Raw genomic sequence first — 22,068 nt, 5'->3', positions numbered from 1 at the left:
GGCCGCGCGCAGCGCTTGTGCCACCGCCTCTTCCGCGCCGCGCGCAGCGCGTGTGCCACCGCCCGCCCCGTTCCACGCGTCGCGCTTGCCTTGCGGCTCTCGGGCTTGCGGCGCGCAGCGCCTGCCTTGCGGTTCTCGCGCTTGCCGCGCGCAGCGCCCGCGCTGCGGTTCTCGCGCTCGCCGCGCGCAGCGCCTGCCCTGCGGCTCCCGGGCTTGCCGCGCGCACTCCAGCCTCGTTGTTCTCCCGCGCTTGCCGCGCGCAGCGCGTGTACCGTTGCCCGCCCGGCCCCGCGTCGAGCCTGCTTTGTTGTTCTTCCGCACCGGCCGCGCGCAGCGCTTGTGCCACCGCCTCTTCCGCGCCGCGCGCAGCGCGTGTGCCACCGCCCGCCCCGTTCCACGCGTCGCGCTTGCCTTGCGGTTCTCGCGCTTGCCGCGCGCAGCGCCCGCGCTGCGGTTCTCGCGCTCGCCGCGCGCAGCGCCTGCCCTGCGGTTCCCGGGCTTGCCGCGCGCAGCGCAGCCTCGTTGTTCTCCCGCGCTTGCCGCGCGCAGCGCGTGTACCGTTGCCCGCCCTGCCCCGCGCGTCCGCGCCTGCTTTGTTGTTCTTCCGTACCGGCCGCGCGCAGCGCTTGTGCCACCGGCTCTTCCGCGCCGCGCGCAGCGCTTGTGCCACCGCCCGCCCCGTTCCGGGCGTAGCGCCTGCATCGCCGTTCTCCCCACCAGTTGCGTGCAGTGCGGTTGGCGGGTGGGGTGCGTCAGAGCACGGTGTCGTGGGCCGTGAGGGCGGCGTGCAGGGTGAGGAGGTCGGGGCCGCGGGTGGTGTCGAGGCCGGTGAGGTCGGCGGTGCGGCGGAGGCGGTAGTCGACGGTGTTGGGGTGGACGAGGAGGTGCGCGGCGGTGCGGCGGCGGTCGAGGCCGCAGGTGAGGAACGCCCGGAGGGTGTCGAGGAGTTCGGGACGGCCGGTGAGCGGGGCGAGGAGCGCGGCGAGGGCGTCGCGGGCCGGTCCGGGGCGGCTGAGCTGGTATTCGAGCAGGACGTCGTCGAGCAGGTACAGGCCGGGCCCGCGGCCGAGTTGCCGGATCTCGGCGGCCAGCCGGACGGCGTCGGCCACCGCGGCGGGCGGCGCGGTTGTCGCGGCGGCGATCAGCGGTGCGCCGCAGGCCCGGGCGAGCCGTTCGACCAGGGCGGTGAGCGCGTCCCGTTCGAAGGGGGCGGCGGGCAGCAGCACCGTTCCCCCGTCGGCGGCGAGTGCGGCGAGCGGGACGCCGTCCGGGTTGCGGCGCTCCAACTCGGCGCGCAGGCGGCGGAGTTTGCGTCGGGCGGCGACCGAGCGGTTGACGCCGGGGCGGGATTCGTCGGGGTGCGGTCCGATGGCGAGGGAGAGCACGACGTAGCGGGCGGGGAGCCGGATGCCGGCCCGGTCGGCGGCGGTGTGCGGGTCGCCGCCCTCGAGCAGGCGGGAGAGCAGGGCCTGCCGGGCGACCTGTTCGTCGCCGAGTGCGGCCTGCCGTTCCTGTACGTAACCCGCGGCGACCTCGCAGCTGACGGCGTGGAGGTAGCCGAGCAGGCGGTCCTGCGCGGTGGCGATGTCGGGCAGATCGGCGGGTGCGGCGGCAGTGAGCAGGCGGGCGGCGCACAGTTGGGCGCCGAGGTGGTAGGCGCCGACGACGGATTCGAGTGGGACGCCCTCGTCCGCCCGCCGCGCGGACGATTCGCGGATGCGGGCGAGTTCGTCCTCGCCGGGCGGCCGTCCGGTGCGCATGACGTCGGCGAAGGCCCGGATGGCGCGTTCGACCTGGCGGGTGATCTCGCCGCGGAGTTGTTCGGGCGGCAGCGCGTGGTAGGCGGGGAGGCGGTCGAGCAGGCGGGTGGTGACTTCGGCGGCGAGTTCGGGGGCGAGGGCGAGCAGCCGCAGGTGGACCGGGGTGCCGTCGAAGTGTGGTTCGGGGGCGGAGTGTTGGGCGTTGGGCGCGGTCACAATCCACCTCGCGAATCTCTGTGCAGCGGCCCGGCGACGTGGCCGGTCGACGCGTCCATGATGGTTTCCCCGGAGGTTACCTACCCGTAGGTAACTCGCGCGATCCCCCCTCGACCCCCCGTCAGGTCGCGCCCCGTCCCCCAGCCGGAACCGTCAGAAACGGGAGAGCCATGTACCGAGCCGTAGCCCGGACGATCGCCACCGCCCTCGCCGCCGCCGCTCTCGCCACCGCGGCCCCCGCCGTCGCTGCCACGGCCGCCGTCACCGCCACGGCCGCCTCCGCGGCCACGGACACCTTCTACGCGTACGACGGCAGCGCCCCGCTGTCCTCGTTCGCCCCCGGCACCGTGCTGAAGACCCGCACCCTGTCGTACCACCTGCTGGGCATACCGACCCCGGTGCAGGCCGTGCAGCTGCTGTTCCGCACCACCGACGCACAGGGCCGCCCGTCCGCCGGGGTGACCACCGTGGTGCGGGGGCTGGGCAGTGACGGGTCGAAGGCGGTGTCGTACCAGTCGTTCTACGACTCGCTGAACCCGGCCGACGGCCCGTCCCGGGCGATCGCCGGCGGCCTCACCCTCGGCGGGGCGATCCCCAACGCGGAGGCGCTGTTCGTGGTGCCGTTCGTGCTGCAGGGCTACGACGTGGTGATCCCCGACACCGAGGGCCAGACGGCCGACTTCGCCGCCGGGCCCGAGTACGGCACCACCACGCTGGACTCGATCCGCGCGGTCTCCGCCTCCGCGGCGACCGGCATGAACGCCAACACCCGGTTCGGCCTGCTCGGCTACTCCGGCGGCGCGATCGCCACCAACTGGGCCGCCGCCCTCGCCCCCGGCTACGCGCCGGACGTCAACCGCCGCCTGGTCGGCTTCGCCGAGGGCGGACTGCTGGTCGACCCCGCGCACAACCTGAGGTACGTGGACGGCGGGGTGGTGTGGCCCGGCGTCATCCCGATGGCGATCATCGGCGTCGCCCGCGCCTACGACCTCGACCTGACGCCGTACCTGAGCGACTACGGCAAGCAGGTGTACGCGAAGATGCAGGACGCGTCGATCGTCAACGCGCTCGGCCAGTACCCCGGCCTGACCTGGAAGAAGCTCGCCAGGCCGGAGTACTCCGACCCGAACTCGGTCCCGCCGTTCCTGGCCGCCGTCAACAAGGTCAACCTCGGCTCGGCCGCCACCCCCACCGTCCCCGGCTACCTCGCCCAGGGCAACGCCGGCGTCCTGGAGGGCACCTACTCCAACCTGCCGGGCATCGGCACCGGCGACGGCGTGATGGTGGCCGGCGACGTCCGCGCGCTGGCCCGGCAGTACTGCGCCACCGGCAATGGCCGGATCGCCTACCAGCAGTACGACCTGCTCAGCCACCTCGGCGCGGCCGTCCCGTGGGCACCCACCGCCGTCGGCTACCTGAACGACCGGTTCGCCGGGAAGACCGCGCCCAGCGACTGCGGCCGCATCCCCGCCGGCAACTCGCTCGCCCCCGAGCAGCCCGCCCGGTAGCCGATGTGACGACGGGCCCGCCGGGAGCGTCCCCGGCGGGCCCAACGTGCCGACAGCGTCTCAGAGTTCGCGCGGGTACAGCTTCGCGGCGCCGCGGATCCGCATCGCCGCGACCACCTCGGTCACGCCGACCACCAGCAGCGCGACGCCGGCCAGGATCGCCAGCGCGGTGATCGAGTGAGCAGGGAACACCATCAGCAGAATGCCCGCCAGGATGTACAGCACGGAGACGAAACCCTGCCAGCCGCGGGCCGGCATCAGCGGGTCCGAGGCCACCGCGGAGAGGTGCGTGATGCCGCGGAACAGCCAGCCGATACCGATCCACAGAGCCAGCAGCAGGATCGACTGGGCGGCCGAACGGAAGCACAGCAGGCCCAGCAGCACACAGATCGCGCCGCTGACGAACGCCAGCACCCGCAGCGCCGTCGCGACGTGCGTACCGAACGCGGCGACCACCTGCACGATGCCGATCACCACCAGGTACACGCCGAACAGCACGCCGACCACCCACAGCGTCTGCTTCGGCCACACCAGGATCATGATCCCGAGCGCCAACGAGATCAGACCGCCCGCCAGCACCACCTGCCAGGCCATCCGGGCCAGTTGCTGGAACGGTCCGACCAGGCCGGGACCGTCGTCGGTCCGATAGGGGTCTGCCATGGCTCCTCCGGGGTTGCCGCTGCGAACAGGGATCGCTTCCAGCCTCGACGCCCGCCCCGCCTCCGGGCACGGCGGACTACGCCGAACGGGGCAATTTCCCGGTGCGGATCCGATACCGTCTGTTCACCCTGGCGTCCTGACGGGGCGTCTACCATCTGACGCTATGACTGATCAGGGGCGGGGGAGCCCACAGGCCGCAGCCGGCACGGCCGGCACGGCCGACACAGGGGACAGCGGCAGGACAGGACCGAACGGTGGCGGGGCCGGGCCGGTCGAGGGGCACTACATCGTCTGCGGCGGCAACTCGATCGCCTACCGGCTGATCCTCGAACTCACCGAGCAGTACGAAGTGCCGGTGGTCGCCGTGCTGCCCGACCGCTCGCGCGAATACGGGCCGGCGATAGCCGAGTTACCCGGTGTGGCGGCCGTACTGGAGTACTCCACGCTGACCGGCGAGGCGCTCGGCGCGGCCGGTGTCGAACGGGCCCGCGGCATCGCGCTGATGGACGGCACCGACCAGGAGAACATCCACGCCGCGATGGCCGCCGAGAACCGCAACCACGGCGTCCGGATCGTGCTGCGCATCTTCAACCAGCGGCTCGGCGAACACCTGGAGAAGCTCCTCCCCAACTGCGCGGCCCTGTCCGCCTCCGCCACCGCCGCACCGGCCTTCGCCAACGGCGCCCTCGGCCGCCCGCACTCCGTCGAGGTCGGCGGACGCCACCTGTACGTCGCCTACGACGAGGACATCCACAGCAACCAACTGTGCCTGGTCGCCGACCGGATCGACCGTCAGGACCTCACCCAGCTGCGGCTGCTGCCCGACACCGGCGGCCGCGCCGCCGACTTCATCCGGATCGCCGAACGCTTCGGCAGCGGCGAAGGCCCGATCGAACTCGGCCGCCCCGACCTCGCCCCCGCCCCCGAACCCGGCGGCCTCGCCGCCCTGCAACCCCTCGACGCCGAACCGGCCCTCCGCCAGCCCTGGCGCAACCGGGCCAAGTGGTGGCTGCTGGACAGCCTCAAGTACTTCACCAACACCCGGCTGCGGGTCATCCTGATCACCGCCTTCGCCGCCATCGTGGTCGGCGCCGCCGTGCTCTACTACCGCACCCAGCACCCGCCCGGCCTCGGCTGGACGCTCTACTCCACCCTGCTCGATGCGGCCGGCGCCGCCCAACCCGACCTGCCCACCGACCAGGCCCTCGGCGACCCGTGGGCCCGCGCCGCCCAGGTACTGATCACCTTCTGCGGCATCACCTTCGTCCCGCTGGTCACCGCCATCGCCGTCGAAGCCCTCGCCAGCGGACGCCGCGGCCTGCCCCGCCCGCCCGGCGCCCGCACCCGCGACCACGTCATCGTGGTCGGCCTCGGCAACGTCGGCACCCGGGTCGCCACCCTGATCCACGCCACCGGCCTGCCCGTGGTCTGCCTGGAACGCGACCCGCAGGCCCGCGGCATCGCCGCCGCCCGCGCCCTCGGCATACCCGTCCTGATCGGCGACGGCCCCCTGGAGGCCCAGCTCAAGCAGGCCCGGGTCAAGCACGCCCGCGCCGTCGCCGCCGTCACCTCCGACGACGCCGCCAACCTGGAAGCCGCCCTCGAAGCGCGCGCGGTTCGGCCCGAAGTCCGCATCGTGGTCCGCCTGTTCGACGACGACTTCGCCCACCACGTGTACGCCACCCTCGGCAACGTCGCCTCCCGCTCGGTCTCCTACCTGGCCGCCCCCGCCTTCGCCGCCGCCCTGATGGGCCGCGAAGTCCTCGGCACCCTCTCGGTGTTCCGGCACGTCCTGCTGATCGCCGAACTCACCGTCGAGGAAGGCTCCGCGCTGGAAGGCCGCAACATCGGCGACCTGGAATCCACCGGCGGCGTCCGAGTGGTCTCCGTCCGCCTGCAACGCCGCGCCGACGCCTACCAGTGGAACTTCGCCGACCGCTCCCGCCGCCTCACCCCCGGCGACCACATCGTCGTCGCGGCCACCAGGGCCGGGCTGGCCCGTATCATCCAGTAGTTGTGTACGGTCCAACACGACTGTACCCACCGGAGATTGACGGAGCATCAATGATCGGCGCGGTCCTGAACAACAACGTCGTCCTGATCCCGGCCTTCCTGGTGCTGGCCCTGCTGCTCGGCCCCGCCGGGTGGAAGCTCGCCACCCGGCGGAACCTCCCCCGCTGGCCCACCGTGCTGCTCGGTGTCGCCCTGGCCGGCGAACTCGCCGCCACCCTCTACCCCACCGGACCCGGCGGCAGCCAGGACCCGTCCTGCACCTGGGGCGCCGACCTCGCCTTCACCCTCGGCGCCGAACAGGGCCAGCTCAACCTGCTGATGTACGTCCCGATCGGCCTGTTCGCCGTCCTGGCCTTCGGCCGCCCCGCCCTGGTGGCGGTCTCCGTCCTGGCCCTGACCGCCGTCACCGAGACCGTCCAGGGCATGCTCCCGTTCATCGGCCGCGCCTGCGACAGCGGCGACCTCGCCGCCAACGCCCTCGGCGGCCTGGCCGGCGTGCTGCTCGGCTGCGCCGTGCGCCTCGTCCAGCGCCGCCGGATACGGCCCGCCAGGCGGGAGTTGGCGTTCGGCTCCGCCCTCGCCGTGGCGCTCGGGGCGCCGGTACTGGCCCTGCACTTCCTGGTGCTGGAGCCGACGGTCGCCATCGGAGCCTCGGCAGCCACCGGCCACCAGCGCGAACTCGCCCTCCGGGACGCCGAGTTGCTGTTCGGCCCCGGTAGCAGGGTGGTCGCGGTGCAGTACGAGCTGGGCGGCCCCGGGATCGAGCGAGTGGTCGTCACCGGCGAGCACCAGTTCTTCACCCTGGATTGGCCGTCCGGGCTGCTGCTCAGCCTCGACGGCGGATTCCTCCCCGACGAGCCCGACCCCGGCCCCGCCACCGAGCAACAGGCCCGCGAAGCCGCCGACCGCTTCCTCGCCCAGTGGTGCCCCGCCGCCACCGGCGAACCGCAGTTCGCCCCCCATGGCGGGCAGGGTGGACGCCGACGCTTCACCTACGCGCTCGGCAGCGGAACGGTCCACGTGGACGTCGACCGGAACAGCCGGGTGGTCGATTTCCGCCGGGACTGACCAGGTGCTCAGACCACGCCCACCAGCACAATGACCAGCGCGGGCAACGCGATGAAGACCGTCCCGAGGTAGACGGCGAGCACCCATCGGTGCTCGGAGGCGACACGGGCAAGGTTCTCCGCACAGAACAGCGGCACCGGCTGCGCGGCAGCGGTACCACGTAGGGTGCACCTTCCGTCATGAACCAAGGCCAGGAGCACCCACCGAGCACCGCGCGTGGCCGACCCCACAGCCGTGCGAACGGACGGTCGGCGCCACCGGGGTAGGTTGACGTCCGCCAGTGGTGGCTCACGGAAACAGCAACAGGAGGGGCAGCATGTCGCATCCGACAGACCTTCAGGTGGGGGACGACGTACGGGTCATCGGAGGTCCCTTCATAGACTCCACCGGCCCCGTCCTGGCCGTCGACCACGCGCGGGCCCGCGTGCAGCTGACTGTGGACATCTTCGGCGACCCGACCCGGATCGATATCCCGCTGCCGCACGTTGTGCGGGCCGACTGACGCAGTTCTTCCGGGCCGCGGCCAACGCCGACCACGCCATGGTGATCCGGCTCGACCCTCCGAGTGGCTGTGACCACTACCGCTTGCGGGCCAGCAACTGCACCGCCTGCGACCGGTGGCCGTTCATCGTGGCCACCTCGATCCGGCGCTCGTCCACCGGGTCGAAGTCCGAGAGAAGAGCGCGCAGCTCCGCGATGTCGTGGTGCCGACACACCGCACCGTCGTCGGTGGCGAACACCCCGTACGGTGTGCCGAATTTCCGGGCATGGGCGGCGTAGCGGTCGCGGTTTCGTTCGTCGTCCTGCAGAAGCAGGTCGCTGACGTAGAGCAGCCCGCCGGGCGCGAGGGCGCGGTTCAGCTCCTCGACCAACGCTTCCTGGGCGTCGCCGTCGGGGACGCATGTCAGCACGGCGAACAGCAGGATCACATCGAAGCTCTCCGAGGCGTGCATCAGGGTCGGCGGGGACTCCAGGACGGCGAAGCGCAGGTCGGGCTGCAACCGCCGGCCCCGTTCGATGAGTGCGGGAGACAGGTCGACTCCGGATACGTCACGGAAGCCGTGCTGGCTCAGCTCGGCCATGACGCGGCCGTATCCACAGCCGTAGTCCAGGACCCGAGCGTCCGGGCCCACCTCTGCCAGCCAGCTGAGATTCACCGGATGGGTGAATGTTTTCGTTGCGCCGACGCCGTCCCAGTACGCGATCTGACTACCAAGATCCGTCATGCGTGCAGCTTATGGCCCCTTCGGCTCTGAGCGCCCCCGTTTGATCCGCCTCTGAAACAGGCCCGAGTACGGCAGTCGCAGACTACTTCCGCTGCATGGAGAAGTAGCAGGGGTCCAGTTCCTGGGGCTCGCACAGCATGCTCGGGGAGGAGCCCCCGTACACGTCCATGGTTTCGGAGTCGTTCAGGACGATGCTCTGCCCCTGGCCGTGGCCGGATGTCCCTGTGCGGGTCCAGTGCCCCGACAGGTAGACGGGTGGCCGTGTTTCCCAGACCCGGGCCGGGTCTTCGCCGATGAAGTTGGTGCGGTACTGGCCGTCCGGTTGGAGCTCCAGCACCCTGCCGCCGATGCCGGTCCAGGTTCCGACGAGGGCCTGGTCGGAGGGGTTTGACGGTGTCCAGCGCTGTTCGGCCTGGTAGCAGGCGAAGCCCCAGCTCGCTCCGGTGGCCAGGAGGGTGGCCCCGGCGAGTGCGGCGGCGGCGCGCTGCCACTGCGCCCGTTCGCGGGCCTTCACTGCGAAGAGGAGGGCGACGATCAGCGCCTGGAGCGGCCACAGGAAGGCGAGCAGCATGGCCAGGTCGCACCAGGCCAGCCAGGCAAGGGAGTTGCCACTTCCGCGCACCGACCGGTTGGTCGCTCCGACGAGGCCGGTGACCGCCGTGCCGACGGCCCAGGCCATCGCGATATCGACGTACAGACCGAACCCGGCGGCGTCCGCCGGCTGCGGGCCGCTCCGGTCGAACAGCGCCTCGGCGGCACCCCACAGCAGAACCCCGGCGATCCCGAGGCAGGCGAACGCCCCAAAGGCGAACAGCAAAATGCCGCGCGCTGTTCGCACCCAGATCGATCTCTCCACGCAATCCCCCCGGTCAGCACCTGCCCACCAGGAAGGTAGCCCGGATCCATCCAGGGCGACCGAACGGGCCGTCCCTGGTTCAGGATTGTGACCGTAGGGCCGGCTCGGCCGTTTGCCTGATGGTCCTGCTCCCCCCCCGAGGGCAGAGCAGGACCATCGCCGCCCCTACTTGTTGGTGAAGGAGGCCGGCCGCTTCTCCGCGAAGGCGGTCATGCCTTCCTTCTGGTCGGCGGTGGCGAAGGCGGCGTGGAAGAGGCGGCGTTCGAAGCGGACGCCCTCGGCGAGGGTGGTTTCGAAGGCGCGGTTGACGGATTCCTTCATCATGACGGCGGCGGGGAGGGACATCGCGGCGACGGTCTCGGCGACGGAGAAGGCTTCGGGGAGGAGCTGGTCGGCGGGGACGATGCGGGAGACCAGGCCGGCGCGTTCGGCTTCTTCGGCGTCCATCATGCGGCCGGTGAGGCAGAGGTCCATGGCCTTGGCCTTGCCGACGGCGCGGGTGAGGCGCTGGGAGCCACCGATGCCGGGGATGACGCCGAGCTTGATTTCGGGCTGGCCGAACTTCGCGGTGTCGGCGGCGATCAGGATGTCGCAGAGCATGGCCAACTCGCAGCCGCCGCCGAGGGCGTAGCCGGCGACGGCGGCGATGACGGGCTTGCGGAGGCGGCCGAGTTCGTCCCAGGGGCCGAGCCAGTCGTCGAGGTAGACGTCGGGGAAGCGGTTGTCCTGCATCTCCTTGATGTCGGCGCCGGCCGCGAAGGCCTTCTCGGAGCCGGTGATCACCATGGCGCCGATTTCCGGGTCGCGGTCGAAGGCCTTGGCGGCCGCCACCACCTCGGTCATCAGCTGGGTGTTGAGCGCGTTGAGCGCCTTGGGGCGGTTGAGGGTGATGATGCCGACCCGGCCCTTGCGGTCCACCAGGATCGTCTCGTACTCGGTCATCGCCGCAAATCCTCTCCACGCTGAGCGGAACACTGACGGTGGATACGATCTCGGAACGCCGCCCCGGATGCCAGTCTCGACAGGCGAGACGATGGTCACCTCGGCAAAGACAGGTCTCCGCCCTCGGGGGTGGTGAAGAAGCGTGCGACGTCGGCGGCGGTGACCTCGGACAGCGACGCGGGGCTCCAGCGCGGGTTGCGGTCCTTGTCGACGACCTGCGCCCGGATGCCCTCGACCAGGTCGTGGTGGGTGAGGGCGGCGCAGGAGATCCGGTACTCCTGTTCGAGGGTGGCGGCCAGCGAGGGCAGGGAACGGGCCCGGCGCAGGGCGGCGAGGGTGACCTTGAGCATGGTGGGGGACTTGGCGAGGAGCTGTTCGACGGCTTCCTTGGCCTCGGGGAGGCCGGTGGCCTGGAGGCGGTCGAGGATTTCCTCGATGCTGTCGGCGGCGTAGCAGTGGTCGATCCACTCGCGCTGCGAGGCGAGTTCGGAGGCGGGGGCGGGCTGGGCGAGAGCGGCGACCGCGGCCACGGGGTCGGAGGCGGAGAGCAGGGAGGGCAGCGCGGAGGACGGGACGAAGTGGTCGGCGAAGCCGCAGTACAGTGCGTCGCCGGCGGTCATGGTGGTGGCGGTGAGGCCGATGTGGGTGCCGAGTTCGCCGGGGGCGAGGGCGAGCAGGCGGCTGCCGCCGACGTCGGGGACGAGGCCGATGCGGGTTTCGGGCATGGCGACGGCGGTGCGTTCGGTGACGATCCGGATCGCGGCGTGCGCGGACAGGCCGACGCCGCCGCCCATGGTGATGCCGTCCATCAGCGCGAGGTACGGCTTGGGGTAGCGGGAGATCAGCTCGTTGAGGGGGTACTCGACGCGGAAGAACGCCCGGCCGCCGGCGCCGCCGAGCTTGGCGTCGTCGTGGATGGCGCGGATGTCGGCCCCGGCGCACAGCCCGCGTTCGCCGGCGCCGGTGAGCAGAACGGCCGAGATCCGGTCGTCCGTGGCCCAGGCGTCGAGTGCGGCGCGGACGGTCTCCAGCATGGCGTGGGTCAGCGAGTTGAGGGCGCGTGGGCGGTTGAGGGTGATCCGGCCGGTGCGGCCGGTCCGCTCGATCAGCACGTCCTGCGGGGTGTCCGTCATTGCTGCCACCGCTCCGTCCCGGAAAGTTCGAGAAAAGTACGACGATCTTCCGGTGCACGGTACCGGGCCGGCTCGGTCAAAGAGCGGGCGGGACTCTCACCCGAACAGCGGCGAGCTGCGGGCGCGCCGTTGACGCACCCGCAGCCCACAGAGAGACAGATCAGCCGACGATCTGCCCGGTGACCTCGCCGAAGCCGACCCGCAGCCCCCCCGGGCCGGGGGCGGTGGCGCTGATGGACACCTCGTCGCCGTCCTCCAGGAAGGTGCGGGTGGTGCCGTCGGGGAACTTGAGCGGGTGCTCGCCGTTCCAGGTCAGTTCGATGAGCGCGCCGCGGGTGTCCGGCTCGGGGCCGGAGACCGTGCCGGAGGCGTACAGGTCGCCGGTGCGCAGGCTGGCGCCGTTCGCGGTGAGGTGGGCCAGCTGCTGGGCGGCGGTCCAGTACATGGAGGCGAACGGCGGGCGGGAGATGGTGCGGCCGTTGAGCGCGACCTCGATCGCCAGGTCCAGGCCCCAGGGTTCGGCGTCGCGGTCGTCGAGGTACGGCAGCGGTTCGACGTCGCGGGCCGGCGGGGTGACCCGGGCGTGCTGCAGGGCCTCCAGCGGGACCACCCAGGGGGAGACCGAGGTGGCGAAGGACTTGCCGAGGAACGGGCCGAGCGGCACGTACTCCCAGGCCTGGATGTCGCGCGCCGACCAGTCGTTGAGCAGGCAGACACCGAAGACGTGCTCGGCGAAGTCGGCGAGCGCGACCGGCGTGCCCATGGCGCTGGGCGTGCCGACGACGAACGCGACCTCGGCCTCGATGTCGAGGCGGCGGCTCGGTCCGAACGAGGGAGCCGGGTCCGCGGGGGCCTTGCGCTGGCCGTGCGGGCGGGTCACCGGGGTGCCGGAGACCACGATGGTGCCGGAGCGGCCGTGGTAACCGATCGGCAGGTGCTTCCAGTTGGGGGTGAGCGGCTCCGAACCCGGGCGGAAGATCTTGCCCAGGTTGGTGGCGTGGTGCTCGGAGGCGTAGAAGTCGGCGTAGTCGGCGACCTCGAACGGCAGGTGCAGCCGGACGTCCGCCAGGTCGAGCAGGCAGGGCTCGACGGCCGCCCGGTGGGCGGGGTCGGTGAGCCACTCGGTGAGCGCGGCGCGCACCGACTGCCAGGTCGAACGGCCCGCCGCCATCAGCGGGTTGAGCGTCTCGGCGGCGAGCAGATCGAGCAGCTCGGACGGGCTGCCGACCGCGCGGGCAGCCGCGCCGGCGTCCAGCACCTGCTCGCCGATCCGCACGCCGATCCGCCGGCCGGGCCAGTCGGGGGCGGTGAACACGCCGTAGGGCAGGTTGTGCACGCCGAACGGCGAGTCCGCGGGCAGATCGAGCCAGGTGGTGGTGGTCAAGAGTTCTCCAGGAGGCCGAGTCGGGCGAGGTCTTCCAACGGCTCGGCGATGCTACAGGTGCCGAAGGCGGTGAACGCGGAGCGGATCCGCGCGGTCTGGTGCTCCGTCAGCGACTGCACGGCGGTCGCCAGCCGGGCCCCGTCTCGCTCGGCGAGCAGCTCGGTGGCCTCGTCCCGGTCCGAACTCCCGGCCGCCAGCAGCACGTTGAGGAAACCGTGGTGCTCGTAGCCGGTGCCCAGGTCGGTGTGCCGGACGGCGTGGTGCAGGCCGGCCGTGCATTTGTACGCCAACTCCCGCTCGGCGCACGCCACTTGGAAGGAGGCGAGCTCGGCGACGCTCGGGAACGCCGCGAAACTCAGGCCGCCGGTACGGTACTTGGCGCGGTAGCGGGTGCCCGCCAGGGCGTCCAGATCGGAGAGCGTGAAAGAGCGCGACACCTCGACGGCCGCGCCGACGCCGTCCGGCAGCAGCGCGTCAAGCTCCGCCACCGCCGCCCGCACGTCCTCGCCGGCCAGGTACTCCACGCCCGCCAGCGGCAGGCCCGCCGCGGCCTTCAGCGCCTCCGCCAGCCGGCCGGTCGGCACCGTCACCACGATCGGGAACTCCGGTGCCGCCGAAGCGAGTTCGTCCAGCTTGTCGATCGGCGCGAGCAGCGGGCCGACCGCCCCCGCGTACGGGGCGGCGCGGTGCGCCCGGTGCGCGGGGACGGCCTCGGCCAGCGGCAGGTCGCCGGGCGGGAAGACCGCCGCGTCGTCGAAGAGCCCCCGGTACAGCTCGGGTACGTTCATCGCCTCGCCCAGGTCCATGCGTAGTTCGGGTCCTCGCTGGCGGTGGCGGCCTCGCCGAGCTCCAGCGGGCGGAAGGTGTCCACCATCACCGCCAGCTCGTCGAAGAACTCCACGCCGATCGAGCGCTCGTACGCGCCCGGCTGCGGGCCGTGGGTGTGGCCGCCCGGGTGCAGCGAGATCGACCCCTGTCCGATGCCGGAGCCCCTGCGGGCCTCGTAGTTGCCGCCGCAGTAGAACATCACCTCGTCGCTGTCCACGTTCGCGTGGTAGTACGGGACGGGGATCGACAGCGGGTGGTAGTCCACCTTGCGCGGCACGAAGTTGCAGATCACGAAGTTGTTGCCCTCGAACACCTGGTGGGCCGGCGGCGGCTGGTGCACCCGCCCGGTGATCGGTTCGAAGTCCGCGATGTTGAAGGCGTACGGGTAAAGGCAGCCGTCCCAGCCCACCACGTCGAACGGGTGGTCCGGCACGGTGTAGCGGGTGCCGGCCACGCCGCCCGGGCCGCGGTGCTTGACCAGGACGTCCACCTCGCCGCCCTCGACCAGCAGCGGGCCCTCGGGGCCGCGCAGGTCGCGCTCGCAGTACGGGGCGTGCTCCAGCAGCTGCCCGTACTTGGAGAGGTAGCGGCGGGCCGGGGTGATGTGGCTGTTCGCCTCGATGCAGTAGGCGCGCAGCGGCTCGTCCCCGGTCGGCACCCAGCGGTGCGTGGTGGCCCGGGGGATGATCACGTAGTCGCCCTGGCCGACCGTCAGGGTGCCGAAGACCGACTCCAGTACGGCGGTTCCCGACTCGAGGTACACGCACTCGTCGCCCAGCCCGTTGCGGTACAGCTCGCTGGGCGAGCCGGCCGCGACGTAGGAGATCCGCACGTCGGCGTTGCCGAGCACCAGCCGGCGGCCGGTGACGACGTCCGCCGACTTCCACTCCTGGCCGGGGAACAGCTCGTGCAGCTTCAGGTGACGGGGGAGCAGCGGCATGTTGGCGGTGGTGGACTGGTCCGGCAGCTCCCACACCGCGGCGGCCGTGACCGCCGACGGGATGTGCCGGTGGTACAGCAGCGAGGAGTCCGAGAAGAACCCCTCCTCGCCCATCAACTCCTCGTAGTAGAGGCCCCCTTCGGGGGTGCGGTGCTGGGTGTGCCGCTTGGGTGGCACCGAGCCCAGCTGCCGGTAGTACGCCATCGTCCCGCTTCTCCCTCGTCGCCCTGGTTACCGACTGCCCGTCAGAGGTTGCCGCGCCGGTCCTGCTCGCGCTCGATCGCCTCGAAGAGCGCCTTGAAGTTGCCCTTGCCGAAGCCCAGCGAACCATGCCGCTCGATGAACTCGTAGAAGACGGTCGGCCGGTCGCCGATCGGCTTGGTGAAGATCTGCAGCAGGTAGCCGTCCTCGTCGCGGTCCACCAGGATGCCGCGGGACTTCAGCTCCTCGATCGGGACGCGGACCTTGCCGATCCGCTCGCGCAGCTCCGGGTCGTCGTAGTACGAGTCCGGGGTGTTCAGGAACTCGACGCCGCGCGAGCGCAGCACGTCGACGGTGGTGAGGATGTCGTTGGTGGCCAGCGCCATGTGCTGGCAGCCCGGGCCGGTGTAGAACTCGAGGTACTCGTCGATCTGCGACTTCTTCTTCGCGATCGCGGGCTCGTTCAGCGGGAACTTCACCCGGTGGTTGCCGCTGGCGACGACCTTCGACATCAGCGCCGAGTAGTCGGTGGCGATGTCGTCGCCGACGAACTCCGCCATGTTCACGAAGCCCATCACCCGGTTGTAGAACGACACCCACTCGTCCATCTTGCCGAGCTCGACGTTGCCCACCGCGTGGTCCAGCGCCTGGAACAGCCGCTTCGGCGCGCCCTCGGGGCGGACCACGGTCGACTCCTTGGCGACGTAGCCCGGCAGGTACGGGCCGTGGTAGCGGGAGCGGTCGATCAGGGTGTGGCGGGTCTCGCCGTACGCGGCGATCGCGGCGCGGCGGACGGTGCCGTGCTCGTCGGAGACATCGTTCGGCTCCTCGAGGATGGTGGCGCCCTGGGCGCGGGCGTGCTCGATGCACTTGTCCACGTCCGGGACCTCCATGGCGAGGTCCACGACGCCGTCGCCGTGGCGGCGGTGGTGGTCCAGCAGCGGGCTGTCCGGCAGCACGCCGCCCTTGATCACGAAGCGGCAGGAGCCGGAGCGCAGCACGAAGGCCTTGCGGTCGCGGCGGCCGGTCTCCGGGCCGGAGTAGGCGACCAGTTCCATGCCGAACACGGCCTGGTAGAACTGCGCCGTCTGGGTGGCGTTGCCGACCACGAAGACGACCGCGTCCTGGGCGGTCACCGGGAACGGGTCGGTCGAGGCGTCGTACTCGACCAGGCCCACCAGAGTGCGCAGCTGCTCGGCCGTCAGTCCGGCCGCCAGCTCCTCGGGAGTCAGTTCAACAGCGGCGTCGGTGGTCATTGGTGCATTCCTCCACGTCGAGTCGGGTTGCGAGGAGCTTCCTCCAGCTCGGTGAGGTGGGCAACAGGTCCGATTCCGGCTGCTCAATGTGTACAAGATGAGCAGCTCGGGGCCGGTCCCACTGGGCGGATTGCTCAGTGTTCCGGCCGGTCCCCTCCAGGTTGACGCACCGTGAGGTGTCCGGCGAACCACAGCGCGGCCAGGTCGGCGACCGCCTCCAGCGCCCCCGGCTCCTCGAACAGGTGGCCCGCACCGGGGATGACCTGCAGCTCGCTCTCGCAGCGCAGCTCGGAGCGGGCCTGCCGGTTCAACTCCACCACGTCCTGGTCCGCGCCGCCCACGATCAGCAGCGTCGGCGCCGTCACCAGCGGCAGCCGGGCCCGCGCCAGGTCCGGGCGGCCGCCGCGGGAGACGATCGCGCCCGGTTCGGCGTCCCGCTCGGCCGCCGCCCACAGCGCCGCGGCGGCGCCGGTGCTCGCCCCGAAGTAGCCGAACGGCAACCCCGCCAGCGGCGGGTGGCGGCGCACCGTGCGGGTCGCCTCGGCGAGGCGGCCGCCCAGCAGGCCCGGGTCGAACACCTTCCAGCGGTCCTCGGCCTCGCTCGGTGTCAGCAGGTCGAACAGCACCGTGGCCAGGTTCTCGCGGTGCAGCCGCTCGGCGACCTGCCGGTTGCGCGGGCTGCGCCGGCCGGAGCCGCTGCCGTGCGCGAACAGCACGACGCCGATGGGGTGTTCGGGCACCGCGATGGCGGCCGGGCCGGTCGGGAAGGCCAGTTCGTGGGCGGCCACCGTCAAGTGCCGCGGCCGGTTCGCCTGTTCGAGCGCCGCCAGCACCTCGTCGTCCGTGGTCTGCCGGAAGTCCTGGTAGAACTCGCCGACGGCCATGAACCGGGACGGGGTGTGCACCGCGACGAACGCGTCCGCCGCACCGGCCAGCCGGGACGTCCAGTCGGACGGGGCGACCGGCACCGCCAGCACCACCCGCGCCGCGCCCCGGGCCCGCACCAGCCGGCAGGCCGCCAGCGCCGTCGAACCCGTCGCCACCCCGTCGTCCACCACCAGCACGGTGCGCCCGGTCAGCGGCACCGGCGGCCGGCCCTCCCGGTACGCGGCGGCGCGGCGGGCCAGCTCGGCGCGCTCACGGGCCTCGACCGCCGCGAACTGCTCGGGCGTGATGCCGGCCATGTCCACCACGGTCTGGTTCACCACCCGGGCGCCGTCCTCGCCGACCGCGCCCATCGCCAGCTCCGGCTGCTCGGGCACCCCCACTTTGCGGATCACGCACACGTCCAGCGGTGCCCCCAGGGCCGCCGCCACCTCCACCGCCACCGGCACCCCGCCGCGGGGCAGCGCCACCACGACGGCGTTCCGCGCGTCGGCGGCCCTGGCGGGGGTGTCGGTGAGTGCGGCGGCGAGTCGGCGTCCCGCTTCGGTCCGGTCGGTGAAGTGCATGGGCGAACCTCTTCTCCGTTCTCCACCGTACGCGCGCGGGGAGGGAGCGGAGAGGTCGGGACGGCAGGGCACAGAACAGGACAGAACGGGTGATAAGTAAAAAATAAGGATTAACCGGCCGATAGCGTTAGTTTCACCTCAGACCGGGTACCGGCCAAGTGGTTTCGCATTGGCCTGACAACGAGGAGGTGATCCAGGTGTCTACCCAGCTGCCGTCGGGCATGGAGCATCACCCGGACATCCTGGAGATGCGTGAACACGCCGAACGGGCGACATCCACGAACGCGGGGCAGGGGACGGAGGCACTGGCGATCTGCGCCGGTCTGTTCCTCGCCATCTCGCCGTGGGTGGTCGGCTTCAGCGGCTTCACCAACCTGGCTATCAGCAACCTGGTGCTCGGTATCGCCTACACCGTCCTGATGGCGGGCTACGGCCCGGCATGGGGCCGCACGCACGCACGCGCCTGGGCCTGCGCGGTCATCGGCGTGTGGACGATCATCGCGCCCTGGGCCGTCAACGGCGGAGCTCACGTCCGCCGGACCATCCTCACCAACACGATCACGGGCGGCGTCATGACGCTGCTGGCCCTGGCCGCGGTCGGAATGGTGTTCGCCGGAGCTTCCGGCGCGGCCTCGCGGCGACGGCACTGACGCGTCGCGTGACCAGACGTCCGCCCCGGCCCATCGCCGGGGCGGACCTCTGTTCGCAGGCCCTTACGCGGGCCGGGTCATCCGCAGCACGTCGAGCGCCTCGTCCAGCTGGGCCTCGGTGAGCAGACCGCGATCCAGGTAGCCGCGCTCCACCACGACCTGGCGGATGGTCTTGCGCTCGGCGAGGGACTGCTTGGCGACCTTCGCCGCCTCCTCGTACCCGATGTACCGGTTGAGCGGGGTGACCACCGACGGGGAGGACTCCGCGTACTCGCGGGTGCGCTCCGCGTTCGCGGTGATGCCGTCGACCGTGCGGTCGGCCAGCAGGCGGGCCGCGTTCGCCAGCAGGCGCACCGACTCCAGCACGTTGCGGGCGATGACGGGGAGCATCACGTTCAGCTCGAAGTTGCCGCTCGCGCCGGCCACCGTGACGGTGGTGTCGTTGCCGATCACCTGCGCGGCGACCATCAGCACCACCTCGGGCAGCACCGGGTTGACCTTGCCCGGCATGATCGAGGAACCCGGCTGCAGGTCCGGCAGGTTGATCTCGCCCAGGCCGGTGCGCGGGCCGGAGCCCATCCAGCGCAGATCGTTGGCGATCTTGGTGAAGCCGGTGGCCACCGTGCGCAGCTGGCCGCTCAGTTCGACCAGGCCGTCGCGCGCGCCCTGCGCCTCGAAGTGGTTGCGGGCCTCCGTCAGCGGCAGCCCCGTGGCCCGGGCGACCTCGGCGATCACCGCGGCGGAGAACCCGGGCGGGGTGTTGATACCGGTGCCCACCGCCGTTCCGCCGAGCGGCAGTTCGGCGACCCGGGGCAGGGTGGCCGTCAGCCGCTCCACGCCGTAGCGGACCTGCGCCGCGTACCCGCCGAACTCCTGGCCGAGGGTGACGGGCGTGGCGTCCATCAGGTGCGTGCGGCCGGACTTCACCACCTCGGCGAACTCCCCGGCCTTCGCCTCCAGCGCCCCCGCCAGGTGCTCCAGCGCCGGGATCAGCTCGTGCACCACGGCCCCGGTGGCCGCGATGTGGATCGAGGACGGGAACACGTCGTTGGACGACTGCGAGGCGTTGACCTGGTCGTTCGGGTGCACCGGGCGGCCCAGGCGCTCGCTCGCCAGGGTGGCGATCACCTCGTTGGTGTTCATGTTCGACGAGGTGCCGGAGCCGGTCTGGAACACGTCCACCGGGAACTCCGCGTCCCAGCGGCCCTCCGCGACCTCCTCGGCCGCCGACCGGATCGCTGCCGCGACCGGCTCCTCCAGCACGCCGAGGCGCGCGTTCACGGTCGCCGCCGCCGCCTTGATCCGGGCCAGCGCCGCGATGTGGGCGCGCTCCAGGCGCTGGCCCGACACCGGGAAGTTCTCGACCGCGCGCTGCGTCTGCGCCTGCCACTTGGCCGCGGCCGGCACCCGCACCTCGCCCATCGAGTCGTGCTCGGTCCGCCAGCCCTGCTCGTTCTTGCTGTCCGCCATGGTTGGGACACCTCCTGGTCCCGTCAGCCTTCCACGGGCCCCGGGCATTCCCGCAGCTGCGGACGTGTGTGTCGGCCCGCGCCATCCCCCACGGTGGCGCGGGCCGACGCGGCATCAGCCGTGGTAGGAGGCGATGACCTTGGTGAACGCGTAGGCGGACTGGCCGATCCCGCTGCAGGTGTCGCCGGCGGAGGTGCCGGACGGGCACGGGCGGTCGCGGTTGACCGCCCAGAAGGTGAACCGGGCCAGGTGGTGGGCCTTGGCGTAGTTCAGCATGGTGGTGAAGTCGGCGGTGGAGACCGTCTCGTCGGCCTCGTCGGTCTTCCCGTTCATCGAGGAGATCCCGATGTGCTTGTACGCCGTCGCCGAGTCGTAGCCGTAGGCGCTCGCCACCGCGTTCTTCAGGCCGTCGGCGGCCTGGGTGGAGACGGTGCCCATCGCGCCGCTGTGGCCGCCGAAGTCGAACGGCATGACGGTCCAGCCGTCCACCGCGAGGCCGGCCGCCGCGCCCTTCTTGATCAGGTCGGTGCCGGTGGAGTCCGGGCCGGAGGGCGTGGTGCCGAAGGTGACGAACACCTTCAGGCCCGGGTTGTTGGTCTTGACGGTCTTCAGCGCGCTGATCACCCGCTGCCGGACCGTCGCGTTGGACGCCTCGGTGTTCTCGATGTCGATGTCGATCGCCTTCAGCCGGTAGGCGTCGATCACCTTCTGGTACGCGCCGGCCAGCGCGGAGGCCGAACTGCACTTCTCGCCCAGCTTGTTGCCGTCCCAGCCGCCGAACGAGACCAGCACGTCGCCGCCGGCGGCGCGGATCGCGTCGATGGTGCGCTGGTCGCTGCCGCCGGTGAGCGCCCGGGAGCCGTCCCACTTCGGGTTGCAGCCGCCGTCGGAGAGCATGAAGGCCAGCGTGAACTGGGTGGCGCCGGTGGCCCGCATCACCTGCACCGGGTCCTGCGGGCTGCCCCAACCCAGGTACTCGTACGGGGCGTTGAGGCCGACCGGGTCGGGGGAGGCGGCCTGCCCGGCCGGGGCCAGGGCGAGTGCGCCGGCCGACAGGGCGGCGGTGACGGCGAGGGCGAGCAGCGGACGGGCGGGGGCGGGGATGGCCATGGGTCACCGTTCCGGGAGTCGCGGACGCGGCGGGGCGAGGGGTCGCCCGACCGCTCAACTGTTAGGAAAGTTTCCTGATCTGACAGGGAATCAGCTCGCCCTGTCCGCGTCAAGACTCCGGGCCCGACGGGCGGCATACTCCTCGGTAGCCCGTTCCGCGCAACCCTCCGAGGAGCCCGCCCGATGGCCACCACCCCCGACTCCGCCTCCCGCCGCCCCGACCCGCTCGACCTGCTCGGCGTCGACGAACTGCTCACCGACGACGAGCGGTTGATCCGCGACACCGTGCGCGCCTTCACCGACCGGCACATCCGGCCGCACCTCGCCGACTGGTTCGAACGGGGCACCTTCCCGGTCCGCGAGATCGCCCCCGAACTCGGCAAGCTCGGCGTCCTCGGCATGCACCTCGACGGCTACGGCTGCACCGGCTCCACCGCCACCGAGTACGGCGTCGCCTGCATGGAACTCGAGGCCGCCGACTCCGGGCTGCGCAGCTTCGTCTCGGTGCAGGGCTCGCTCGCCATGCGCTCCATCCACGCCTTTGGCTCCGAGGAGCAGAAGCTGCGCTGGCTCCCCGAGCTGGCCGCCGGACGGGCCGTCGGCTGCTTCGGCCTGACCGAACCCGAGGTCGGCTCCGACCCGGCCGCGATGCGCACCCGGGCCCGGCGCGACGGCAGCGACTGGATCCTCGACGGCGCCAAGATGTGGATCACCAACGGCTCGGTCTCCGACGTCGCCGTGGTGTGGGCCGCCACCGAGGACGGCGTGCGCGGCTTCCTCGTCCCGCAGGGCACCCCCGGCTTCACCGCCCGCGACATCCCCGGCAAGCTCTCCCTGCGCGCATCCGTCACCAGCGAACTCACCTTCGACGCCGTCCGCCTGCCCGCCGAGGCGATGCTGCCCGACGCCCGCGGCCTGCGCGCCCCGCTCTCCTCGCTCGGCGAAGCCCGCTACGGCATCCTGTGGGGCACCGTCGGCGCCGCCCGCGACTGCTTCCGGGCCGCCGTCGACTACGCGCGCGACCGCGAACAGTTCGGCCGCCCCATCGGCGGCTTCCAGCTCACCCAGCAGAAACTCGTCGACATGGCCCTCGAGTTGGAGAAGGCCTACCTGGTCGCCGTCCGGATCGGCCGCCTCAAGGACGAGGGCCGCGCCCAGCCCGCCCACATCTCCTTCGGCAAGCTCAACAACGTCCGCACCGCCCTGGAGATCGCCCGCACCGCCCGCACCATCCTCGGCGCCAACGGCATCACCACCGCCTACCCCGTGCTGCGCCACGCCAACAACCTCGAATCCGTCCTCACCTACGAGGGCACCTCCGAGATCCACACCCTGGTCCTCGGCGAGGCCATCACCGGCGAGTCCGCCTACCGCTGATATTCGCTGGTCAGAGCCC

At 71.9% G+C, this 22,068-nt stretch carries 20 protein-coding genes; 6 read left to right on the top strand and 14 right to left on the bottom strand.

Annotated elements, in window-relative coordinates; all coding sequences use genetic code 11:
• Positions 1 to 752 precede the first annotated feature (752 nt).
• On the bottom strand, positions 753 to 1,976 hold the full coding sequence (locus ACFYS8_RS03530) for a PucR family transcriptional regulator (RefSeq protein ID WP_387635137.1): 1,224 nt from the start codon (positions 1,974 to 1,976) through the stop codon (positions 753 to 755).
• Between the two features lie 170 nt (positions 1,977 to 2,146).
• Here ACFYS8_RS03530 and ACFYS8_RS03525 point away from each other — a divergent pair, with 170 nt between their 5' ends.
• A complete protein-coding gene (locus ACFYS8_RS03525) occupies positions 2,147 to 3,484 on the top strand; it encodes a lipase family protein (protein WP_387635134.1) in 1,338 nt (445 codons plus the stop codon).
• A 60-nt stretch (positions 3,485 to 3,544) separates the two neighbouring features.
• Here the strand turns inward: ACFYS8_RS03525 and ACFYS8_RS03520 are convergent, their stop codons facing one another.
• Positions 3,545 to 4,144: an HdeD family acid-resistance protein gene (locus tag ACFYS8_RS03520; RefSeq protein WP_387635131.1), complete on the bottom strand. Its 600-nt coding sequence runs from the start codon at positions 4,142 to 4,144 to the stop codon at positions 3,545 to 3,547.
• Between the two features lie 163 nt (positions 4,145 to 4,307).
• Between ACFYS8_RS03520 and ACFYS8_RS03515 the strand changes: the two genes are divergently transcribed.
• The gene (locus ACFYS8_RS03515; RefSeq protein WP_387635128.1) at positions 4,308 to 6,158 is read left to right on the top strand and encodes an NAD-binding protein; all 1,851 of its coding nucleotides are present in this window, start codon (positions 4,308 to 4,310) and stop codon (positions 6,156 to 6,158) included.
• Positions 6,159 to 6,208: 50 nt separating this feature from the next.
• Positions 6,209 to 7,225, top strand: a complete 1,017-nt coding sequence (locus ACFYS8_RS03510) for a VanZ family protein (protein WP_387635126.1) — start codon at positions 6,209 to 6,211, stop codon at positions 7,223 to 7,225.
• 8 nt (positions 7,226 to 7,233) lie between these two features.
• On the opposite strand, the gene ACFYS8_RS03505 is transcribed toward ACFYS8_RS03510, so the two are convergent.
• Complete coding sequence (locus ACFYS8_RS03505) at positions 7,234 to 7,362, bottom strand: hypothetical protein (protein WP_387635123.1); 129 nt, start codon at positions 7,360 to 7,362, stop codon at positions 7,234 to 7,236.
• A gap of 179 nt (positions 7,363 to 7,541) precedes the next feature.
• Here ACFYS8_RS03505 and ACFYS8_RS03500 point away from each other — a divergent pair, with 179 nt between their 5' ends.
• The gene (locus ACFYS8_RS03500) at positions 7,542 to 7,727 is read left to right on the top strand and encodes a KOW motif-containing protein (protein WP_387635121.1); all 186 of its coding nucleotides are present in this window, start codon (positions 7,542 to 7,544) and stop codon (positions 7,725 to 7,727) included.
• Between the two features lie 76 nt (positions 7,728 to 7,803).
• Here the strand turns inward: ACFYS8_RS03500 and ACFYS8_RS03495 are convergent, their stop codons facing one another.
• The 9 genes from ACFYS8_RS03495 to ACFYS8_RS03455 form a co-directional block, all read right to left on the bottom strand.
• Positions 7,804 to 8,451, bottom strand: coding sequence for a class I SAM-dependent methyltransferase (locus ACFYS8_RS03495; protein ID WP_387635118.1), 648 nt, complete (start codon positions 8,449 to 8,451; stop codon positions 7,804 to 7,806).
• An 82-nt stretch (positions 8,452 to 8,533) separates the two neighbouring features.
• Entirely contained in the window at positions 8,534 to 9,289 is a 756-nt protein-coding gene (locus ACFYS8_RS03490; protein ID WP_387635116.1) for a hypothetical protein, read from the bottom strand.
• A gap of 183 nt (positions 9,290 to 9,472) precedes the next feature.
• Positions 9,473 to 10,249, bottom strand: a complete 777-nt coding sequence (locus tag ACFYS8_RS03485) for an enoyl-CoA hydratase (RefSeq protein ID WP_387635113.1) — start codon at positions 10,247 to 10,249, stop codon at positions 9,473 to 9,475.
• A 95-nt stretch (positions 10,250 to 10,344) separates the two neighbouring features.
• Positions 10,345 to 11,382 (bottom strand): enoyl-CoA hydratase/isomerase family protein, encoded by a 1,038-nt coding sequence (locus ACFYS8_RS03480; protein ID WP_387635110.1) that lies wholly within the window; start codon positions 11,380 to 11,382, stop codon positions 10,345 to 10,347.
• 160 nt (positions 11,383 to 11,542) lie between these two features.
• Positions 11,543 to 12,766, bottom strand: coding sequence for a fumarylacetoacetase (gene fahA / locus ACFYS8_RS03475; protein ID WP_387635108.1), 1,224 nt, complete (start codon positions 12,764 to 12,766; stop codon positions 11,543 to 11,545).
• Complete coding sequence (locus tag ACFYS8_RS03470) at positions 12,763 to 13,572, bottom strand: hypothetical protein (RefSeq protein ID WP_387635105.1); 810 nt, start codon at positions 13,570 to 13,572, stop codon at positions 12,763 to 12,765. The genes fahA and ACFYS8_RS03470 overlap by 4 nt, the downstream gene beginning before the upstream one ends.
• Positions 13,551 to 14,738 (bottom strand): homogentisate 1,2-dioxygenase, encoded by a 1,188-nt coding sequence (locus ACFYS8_RS03465; RefSeq protein WP_387635103.1) that lies wholly within the window; start codon positions 14,736 to 14,738, stop codon positions 13,551 to 13,553. The genes ACFYS8_RS03470 and ACFYS8_RS03465 overlap by 22 nt, the downstream gene beginning before the upstream one ends.
• Before the next feature lie 41 nt (positions 14,739 to 14,779).
• A complete protein-coding gene (hppD, locus tag ACFYS8_RS03460) occupies positions 14,780 to 15,991 on the bottom strand; it encodes a 4-hydroxyphenylpyruvate dioxygenase (protein ID WP_387635100.1) in 1,212 nt (403 codons plus the stop codon).
• 134 nt (positions 15,992 to 16,125) lie between these two features.
• Positions 16,126 to 17,442: a phosphoribosyltransferase family protein gene (locus ACFYS8_RS03455; protein WP_387635098.1), complete on the bottom strand. Its 1,317-nt coding sequence runs from the start codon at positions 17,440 to 17,442 to the stop codon at positions 16,126 to 16,128.
• Between the two features lie 197 nt (positions 17,443 to 17,639).
• Between ACFYS8_RS03455 and ACFYS8_RS03450 the strand changes: the two genes are divergently transcribed.
• A complete protein-coding gene (locus ACFYS8_RS03450) occupies positions 17,640 to 18,092 on the top strand; it encodes an SPW repeat protein (RefSeq protein ID WP_387635096.1) in 453 nt (150 codons plus the stop codon).
• Positions 18,093 to 18,155: 63 nt separating this feature from the next.
• Here the strand turns inward: ACFYS8_RS03450 and ACFYS8_RS03445 are convergent, their stop codons facing one another.
• Together ACFYS8_RS03445 and ACFYS8_RS03440 are read right to left on the bottom strand one after the other, a co-directional pair.
• Positions 18,156 to 19,562 (bottom strand): class II fumarate hydratase, encoded by a 1,407-nt coding sequence (locus ACFYS8_RS03445; protein ID WP_387635093.1) that lies wholly within the window; start codon positions 19,560 to 19,562, stop codon positions 18,156 to 18,158.
• 114 nt (positions 19,563 to 19,676) lie between these two features.
• Positions 19,677 to 20,672, bottom strand: a complete 996-nt coding sequence (locus ACFYS8_RS03440; protein ID WP_387635090.1) for a chitinase — start codon at positions 20,670 to 20,672, stop codon at positions 19,677 to 19,679.
• A 183-nt stretch (positions 20,673 to 20,855) separates the two neighbouring features.
• Between ACFYS8_RS03440 and ACFYS8_RS03435 the strand changes: the two genes are divergently transcribed.
• Positions 20,856 to 22,049 (top strand): acyl-CoA dehydrogenase family protein, encoded by a 1,194-nt coding sequence (locus ACFYS8_RS03435; RefSeq protein WP_387635087.1) that lies wholly within the window; start codon positions 20,856 to 20,858, stop codon positions 22,047 to 22,049.
• Positions 22,050 to 22,068 lie beyond the last annotated feature (19 nt).

Origin of the sequence: Kitasatospora sp. NPDC004615 (assembly GCF_042873545.1) — a bacterium.
Lineage (GTDB): Bacteria > Actinomycetota > Actinomycetes > Streptomycetales > Streptomycetaceae > Kitasatospora.
Note: the sequence above shows the minus strand (reverse complement) of the source record. Positions and strands in the feature narration are given on the sequence as shown.